Below are 1,531 nucleotides of genomic sequence, written 5' to 3'. Positions count from 1 at the left end.
GGGCTGGTGCATCCGGTGGATGGTTGTCACCGGTCACCGCTGCGCGGGCCGTCACGACCGCGTTCTCACTCGCCCACCGGTCCCATTGGGCACCGGTGATCGGTGCCAGCACGGAGAACGCGGCCTTGTTTTCGGCGTAGAACCGTTCGTCGAGCAGCGGTTCGGCCCGTTCGGCGCCGGCGGCTTGGCTGGGATCTGTCGCTGGCCTGTAGCTGAACAGGGCTTGCGCGGCGGCGACCATCACCGCTTCCGGATCGTTCTGGTCGACTCCGGCGAAACTGTCAGGCAGCGGCGGCGGCGGCGGTGTGGTCAGCGCGGCCGTCGGACCACCGGAATCCATCGGTTCTCCGGCAGGGTCGTGGCCGTCATCGGAGCTACCGCACCCGGCCGCCAACAGGGTCACTGTCACTATCGCGGCGGCGATGCTGCCGCGGATCGTCCTGGTGTGACGCCGATTCATCTGGTCACCGCCCCAGGTTGGTGATCAGGAGCGTGCCGAAGAACGCTGCGACGAGAGTGGCCATGCACACCCCGAGCGCGACGACGGCCAGAAAGGTTGCATCACGGCTGTATCGCGGGCGGGCACGGCGCACGATCGTGACCACCGTGACGACCAGTGCGGGGACCAGCAAGATTCCGGCGAGGGTGGGACCGGCCTGCGCGAGCCAGGCGACCGAGTTCGCCGCGGTCTGCCGACGCTCCGGCCCCAGCCAGAGCGTCAAATCCATCTGAAGAAGATCGCGGGCGGTCTCTCGAACTGCCCACCATGTGTAGCCAATGGCGCCAGCGGTGAGCACCAGAAGCATTCCCAGCGACACCATCTCCCAGGCCCTGACCGGGGCCGGCTCACCCGAAGCCCTCCGCAGTTCGGCGGCCGTGATCTTGTGAATCGTGCGTGCGTACAACGGGGAGGGCTGACCACGCCCCCGCAGCGGCCGCTGGAGAACCTCGGCATCAAGCGCTTCCAGCGCCGACAGGTACGCGATGTCGCGTTGACGTTCGGTGATCTGCCACCTGTTCGCCTCGAGGATCTCGGTCTGGTAGCGCAGCACCCGCCCCGCCCAGTCCTTCGGGGCGACTTCTTCCTGGCCGCGAGCATTGATTGCCACACTCTTCGGCGCGGGGTTCTCGATCACGTTCTCCGTCATGTGCCCTGTCCCTTCTCTCTTTGTAGTGGTCATCGCTGAAGTTCCTGGTCGGTGGTGGTGCCCCCGCCGAAGCGGCGGACGTACATCTCTTCGCCGGCCCAGTTCGACAGCGGTTGAATGGAGACGACGTCACCGGACTGCGGGGCGCTCAGGAGCATGTCCTGGCCGTTCTGCCGGCCGTGGTAGATCCCGACGTGGTGGGTGATGCCGCCAGACCCGAAATAGATCAGGTCGCCCGGCTGGCGCCGGTCGAATGGAATCTCCTGCCCGCGAGCGTCGTTGAGCTGGCCCGGGTTGGAGTTGTCACCCGTGAAGTGCGGCAGCGTGATCGCACCCCCGGACGCCTGGAACACGGCGTAGAGGGTCAGGCCGGAGCAGTCGAA

General features: G+C 66.9%; 3 protein-coding genes. All 3 read right to left on the bottom strand.

Features of this window, described 5'->3' with window-relative positions; translation table 11 throughout:
* Positions 1-460, bottom strand: a 460-nt coding sequence (locus WAW17_RS10200; protein ID WP_422332867.1) for a hypothetical protein, incomplete at its 3' end; no start/stop codon positions are given.
* 4 nt (positions 461-464) lie between these two features.
* The gene (locus tag WAW17_RS10195) at positions 465-1,148 is read right to left on the bottom strand and encodes a hypothetical protein (protein WP_422332866.1); all 684 of its coding nucleotides are present in this window, start codon (positions 1,146-1,148) and stop codon (positions 465-467) included.
* Between the two features lie 29 nt (positions 1,149-1,177).
* Positions 1,178-1,531, bottom strand: a 354-nt coding sequence (locus tag WAW17_RS10190) for a C40 family peptidase (protein WP_422332865.1), incomplete at its 5' end; no start/stop codon positions are given.

The sequence above is a fragment of the Rhodococcus sp. (in: high G+C Gram-positive bacteria) genome (assembly GCF_049286785.1).
Lineage (GTDB): Bacteria > Actinomycetota > Actinomycetes > Mycobacteriales > Mycobacteriaceae > Rhodococcus_F.
The sequence above is the reverse complement of the archived record's forward strand: the minus strand, read 5'-3'. Positions and strand labels throughout refer to the sequence as shown.